Annotated in this window: 3 protein-coding genes; 1 reads left to right on the top strand and 2 read right to left on the bottom strand. The window is 69.1% G+C overall.

All coding sequences use genetic code 11. The features are described 5' to 3' along the window. Positions 1-324 precede the first annotated feature (324 nt). Positions 325-1,302 (top strand): Fic family protein, encoded by a 978-nt coding sequence (locus tag ACFVU9_RS45180; protein WP_387603874.1) that lies wholly within the window; start codon positions 325-327, stop codon positions 1,300-1,302. Between the two features lie 384 nt (positions 1,303-1,686). On the opposite strand, the gene ACFVU9_RS45175 is transcribed toward ACFVU9_RS45180, so the two are convergent. Further along, entirely contained in the window at positions 1,687-3,828 is a 2,142-nt protein-coding gene (locus tag ACFVU9_RS45175; RefSeq protein ID WP_387603871.1) for a UvrD-helicase domain-containing protein, read from the bottom strand. A 77-nt stretch (positions 3,829-3,905) separates the two neighbouring features. Further along, positions 3,906-5,492, bottom strand: coding sequence for a protein kinase (locus tag ACFVU9_RS45170; RefSeq protein ID WP_387603868.1), 1,587 nt, complete (start codon positions 5,490-5,492; stop codon positions 3,906-3,908). Between the last annotated feature and the right edge of the window lie 186 nt (positions 5,493-5,678).

Below are 5,678 nucleotides of genomic sequence, written 5' to 3'. Positions count from 1 at the left end.
CCGCTACGAGAAGACCGCCACCGTCTACCAGGCCGGACTCCACATCGCGGGCATCTTCATCTGGTCCGCCCGCTGATCCGAAAGAAAGTCCCTAGGCCTGTGTCTGGGCTGGGGTGGCCTGGGAGGCCGGCGAGCGGCGGCTGGTGAGCGGCGAAGTGCGGTATTGCGAGCGCAGGCCGCCCGGAGGGGCCGGAAGGTCGGCGGTGGTGATCTCGCTGAACGGGTCCGGGGTGGCTGACTTCCAGGGATGCGTTGAAGTACTCATGCACCATGGTTGCGCCGATTCACCTTACTTGTTTGATGCCGTCATGGTGTCATTGCTTCATGCTCTATGGTGTGCCATCGCTGCAGGACATCGACCAGTCCGTCCTCGCGGAGATCGACGAGATGCGCGACCGGTTGCGTCTCCATCTGCGCACTTCACGTCGCTGGGAAGGGCAGCTGCGGCGTAATCTCACGGCGCGGGCGATCGCAGGATCGAACACGATCGAGGGCTACGCTGCGAGCCTGTCGGACGTCGAGGACATCATGGTCGGCGAAGCGCCGATCGATGCGAACGACACCGTCACGGCCGAGATTGAGGGCTATCGGCAGGCGATGACCTACATCCAGCGCCTCGCCGAAGCGGGCGACGACTTCGCCTACAGCAAGGGCCTGCTCAACGCGCTGCACTTCATGATGCAGGGCCACCACCTGATCAAACGGCCCGGCTGGTGGCGTACCGGGCCGGTGTTCGCGACCTCGGCCGAGGACCCCACCATCGCGGCGTACACCGCTCCCGACGCTGAGCAGGTGCCGGCACTGGCCGGCGAGCTGGTGGAGTGGCTGAACGGCGGCGACCTGGACGCGCCGGGACTCGTGCGGGCGTCGATGGCGCACCTGAACCTGGTGGCGATCCACCCGTGGTCGGACGGGAACGGGCGGATGTCCCGCGCCCTGCACACCCTGGTCCTGGCCCGTGAGGGGATCATGGCGCCGGAGTTCTCCAGCATTGCCGTCGAGCAGCGCGGCTGGCCCGACCGCATGCTCTACGCCCTCTACCCCGCGGCCATGGGCAACCGCGTCCGCCGCGCCACCTACCAGACCGACGCCGAACTCAGCGAGCAGCAGGCCCAACGCGACATCCGCGAACTCGTCCGCGCGGGCTGGCTCACCGCCAAGGGCGAAGCCCAGGGCCGCTACTACACCGCCGGCCCTGATCTCCCCGAGGAGATCGCGCGCGGAATCCGCGAGCCCCGGCCGCTGCGCGACCCGTACGCGTATCTGCGAAATGCCGCTCAGGCGAGACCTCCGTCGAGGTAGAGACCCGCCCGCAGTACGAACATGCGGTCCGCTCTGGCGGGGGTCTGGGCTGCGCTCTGCGGGGTCCCAGACACGGGTGTTGCGCTGAGGTTGTCCACCCGCCCCGCGAAGGTTGCCTGGTCCGGGCATCGGCCGAGCCTTCCTGGTGGTCAGCGGTTGCTGGGGGCCGCTTCCTCATGTCGACGTCCGATTGAGGGATGCGGGTGGGATAGCTAATGCGAATATTCGTAGTTGAGGCGGTGTGGTGCGTTGCATCGGACGGCTGTGGTCTTGTGGCAGAGCTGGCGATAGGCGGCGTCGGCGGTGGTGCTGTCGAGGGACTCGGGAGTGCGGTCGAGGGGCTTGCGTTGGCTTGAATCAGGGATGGTGAGCGGACAGTGCCGACTACCCCGCCTCGCAACCGGCCTCCACCAGGAAGGGGCTCGGCTGCCCGGTCCACGAGACGTACAGGCCGTCCCGTGCCCGGGTGCAGGCGACGAACAGCAGACAGCGTTCCGCGGCGAGGTCGGCCTCGTGCTGGAGGCAGTCGACCTCCTCCGGGGTGATGGCCGAAGGGTTCGGCAATGCACGGTCGTTGACGCCGACGACGGCGGTGTAGCGGTATTCGAGCCCCTTGAACGTGTGCATGGTGCCCACATTGACCGCCTCGTCCGTGCGGGTGGCTCCCGCGCGGATCCGGCTGGCGGGGATCCCGGCCGCGATCAGGCGGTCCGTGGCCTTCTCGCAGGTCTTGTTGAACCGTGCGCAGACGCCGATCTCCCCGTACGCGGCGCCGCTGTCCAACCACTCACGCACCTGCTCGACCAGGGCATCGAGTTCGGCCTCCGCCGTCTTCGCCGAGCGGACGCGCGGTCCGGAGCCGTGCAGGGCAGAGCTGTACCCGATCAGGGTGTCGTGCCGTCCGCTGTCGGCCAGTTCGGCGTAGGGGCGGCCGAGCAGAAGTCCCGTCGTCCAGCTCAGGATCTCCTGGGTGGAGCGGTAGTTCTTGCGCAGCTTGGTCGAACGGCCGACGACGTTGATGCCGAGGGTTCTCAGTGACACCCGATTGTCGTAGATCCGCTGGTGAGGGTCGCCCGCGATGAACAGGTCATCGGGGCGCCGCGGGACGGCCGCGCGGAGCATCCGCCACTGGGCCGGATGGAGGTCCTGGGCCTCGTCGATGACGACGTGCCGGTAGCACGGCCCTTGCGCGGCCAACAGGTCGGTGGCCTCCACGCAGGTGCCCAGGTACGTGCGCAGCCCGTCCTCGGTCAGGCGTCGGGTGAACTCCTCCACGGTCCGCCACACCAGCGGCCGGGCGGAGGACGGCAGCGCGCTGCCGCGGCCCCGGCGTTCGCAGCGTTCGTACTCCTCCAGGCTGCGGATGTCCTGGGCGAGGACGACGTGCTTGTACTCCTGGGCCAGGAACTGCGGGGTACCGGTGAAGCCGGTGGCTTCCGCGGCCCGTTCCCACCGGGCCGTCTCCTGGAACCCGGTGAGCGGCCGACGCGAGGTGTTGACCAGGCGCCCGGCGAAGGCGTCGACGGTCACGATGTCCACCCGGTCGCGCAGGTCGGGGTCGTCGACCAGCAGGAATAGCCCTTCGTTAAGGGAGCCAACGAGGGCGTTGGTGAAGGTGGTGAGCAGGATGCGGTTGCCGTCGCGCAGGTGCCGAAGCAGATGCCGCACCCGGTGAAGGGCGACGACGGACTTCCCGGTGCCGGGCCCGCCGGTCACCTGCGCGGGGCCGGAGTACGACGGACGGTAGGCGATCTTGTGCTGGGCGGGGTGCAGGAAGATCCGCCAGGCGGCGAACGGCTTGTCGAGGATGTCGCGCAGTTCGTCGGCGTCCGTGACGACGGCGATCCGGGTGCGGGTGTGCGCGATGGCGGTCGCATAGTCGGTGGTGTCGACGGGCTCTTGCGACGCAGCGTCGGCCAGCGCCGGCACGACGACTTCCTGCCACGTCTGCTCGACACTCGCCCCGAGGGCGAGGTGTTCCAGCACCTTGTACTGGTCCGGCGGGAAGAACCGCCCGAAGACGTCGAGCTGTTCCAGGCTGGTCAGCACGCGCGCCTGGGTGAGAGTGGTCGCGTCGATACCGAGAGCGGCCATCTCCCCGTCGGAGACCTTGGCGAAGAGCCGCTGCTCCTCTGCGGGTGCGATGCGCTGGTAGGTGGGGGTCAGCTCCTCCAGGGTGGCGATCTCACGGAGCTCCACGGCGCCGGTGATGGCGTTGATGGTCGCCTTCTGCTTCACCGCCCACTCGGTGGCGTCGTCGTGCGGGCCGACCCGGAGCAACACGAAGGTGTCCCCGGTCTCGGGCGCGAGGACCACGCCGCGGTATCCCTGGGTGATCCGGATGGTCCGGATCTGCCGGTCCCTGGCGCCCTTCAGGGATTCCAGCTTCAGGCCCGGATCCTTGAAGAGTTGGTCGAGGGTGAGTCGCTCGAACTTCTCCCAGGCGTCGAACACGCCGTTCCTGACGTGCTTCTCGAGCTTCTCCAATTGCTGACAGAAGGCTCTGTCGAGGGCGAGGTGCGGCATGGCGGGATTCTAGGCGGCCGCGGCATGGCAGCACGCTTCGAACGGCCGTTTACCTGCTTCCGGTCGTCCGCTGCCGGTCACTCGCCGTCCAGTTCGCGGTGGAGCATGGCCAGGACCTCCGCGGCCTCGGCGGCCACGTCGTGGTGCGGGCCGTGGACGAGCGCGACGTCCTCGTACAGGGCCGCCAGACATGCCCGGGCCTCCTCCGGGTTGCCCTGGCTGAGCAGCAGCATGCCGATGTCGCGGCGCAGTTCCACAGCCGCGTCGCTGACGTCGCTCTCGACGGCCCGTTCCATGTCGAGGACCCCCTGCAGCTCTGCCAGCGCCTCGGTCACCTGGCCGAGTTCGCCGCGGCAGCGGGCTGCCTGGGCGCGGCAGTCCCGGGCGGCCTCGTCGGTCGGTCCGTTGATGCGGCTGTAAGCCTCGGCCAGCGCCTCAAACTCGGGCAGGGCCGCCCGGTGGTCGCCCGCCAGCTGCCGACTGACCGCTCGATGGCGCCGCATCCGGAGAACGGCCTTGTTCTCGGCGCCCAGGGCTCGCGCCAGCGGCTCGATCATCTCGCCCGCGATCTCGGCGGCCTGCGTGTAGCGCTCTTCCTCCATGAGGGCGATGTAGTGCTCGTCGACCTCCCGCACTTGGGCCCGCAGCTGCTCCCGCTCGGACGGCGAGACCACGTGCTTGGCGGCCCGGCCCGTGGTATCCGGGGTGACGCGGAGACGGCTCTCGGCCCGGGCGCGGGGTGCGTAGGGGCGGCGGTAGAGCCCGGTCGGGTCCGGCACTCCGGTCGGCCCGGCCTCCCTGAGGGCGGAGGGCTCCCCAGGTGCGGGCAGGAACGGCATCAGCCGCTCGTAAACCTCCTGCACGTCCGCCGGCCGGCTCTCCGGCGTCTTGCGGAGCAGATGCAGGACCAGTGCTTCCAACTCCTCCGGTACGTCGGCGCGCAGGCCTCGCAGTGGGGTGGGCGCGGTTCGGACGTGCTGGTCCATCAGCTCGAACTCGCTGCGTGCGTTGAACAGCGGCTTTCCGCAGAAGAGTTCGTGGAGGACGCAGCCGAGGGCGTAGAGGTCGGTGCGCGGGGTGACCCGGGTGCCGCGCACCTGCTCGGGTGACATGTACCGGTGGGTGCCGATCGGCCGACCGGTGGCCGTCAGCCTGGTGACGTCGGTCTGCAGGATCGCCGCGACGCCGAAGTCGAGGACCTTCACCGTGCCGTCCCGCGCGACCAGGATGTTGGACGGCTTGAGGTCGCGGTGCACCACGGGCACGTCGTGTGCGTACGACAGCACGGTGGCGACCTGCGCGGCGACGGCCACCGCCCAGCTGACGGGGAGGGGCCGATCCGCGTGCACGTACCGGGTGAGGGGGACGCCCTCCACCAGCTCCATAACGAGGAACAGGTGTTCGTAGGTGCTGTTGAGGACGGCGTCGTACACCTGCGGCACACCCGGGTGCTGGATGCGGGCGGTGATCCGTGCCTCGCGGCGGAAGCGCTTTTCGAGTTCCTCGGACAGTCCGGGGGTGGCGGCGATGGCCTGCGGTCGGATCCGTTTCACGGCGACCGGCCGGTCCAGCACCGCGTCGTAGCCCCGCCACACGTCGCCCATGCCGCCGTTGTCGAGCTGTTCCAGCAGCTCGTAGCGGCCCGCGATCGGTTTGTTCGGCATCTGTCCCCGCCCCGCGTCCTGCACTTGCGCTCGCTCTTCTCCCTGAGCCCTGTTCGTCGCAGTCAGTCTCTCCGGGAAGGGATCGCGGCGTCTAGGGTCTGTTTTGGAAGGTCATCGGACTTGATGCCAGGCTCATCGGATGGGGCGTGGGGATCTGTCGGATGGCCAGTGGGCTGTGCTGGAGCC

Origin of the sequence: Kitasatospora sp. NPDC057936, from assembly GCF_042887525.1 — a bacterium.
Taxonomy (GTDB): Bacteria; Actinomycetota; Actinomycetes; order Streptomycetales; family Streptomycetaceae; genus Kitasatospora.
Note: the sequence above shows the minus strand (reverse complement) of the source record. Positions and strands in the feature narration are given on the sequence as shown.

Excerpts from the sequence above, each read along its gene's own strand:
- ACFVU9_RS45180 (WP_387603874.1), top strand. The coding sequence starts at position 325 with ATGCTCTATGGTGTGCCATCGCTGCAGGACATCGACCAGTCCGTCCTC.
- ACFVU9_RS45175 (WP_387603871.1), bottom strand. The coding sequence starts at position 3,828 with ATGCCGCACCTCGCCCTCGACAGAGCCTTCTGTCAGCAATTGGAGAAG.
- ACFVU9_RS45170 (WP_387603868.1), bottom strand. The coding sequence starts at position 5,492 with ATGCCGAACAAACCGATCGCGGGCCGCTACGAGCTGCTGGAACAGCTC.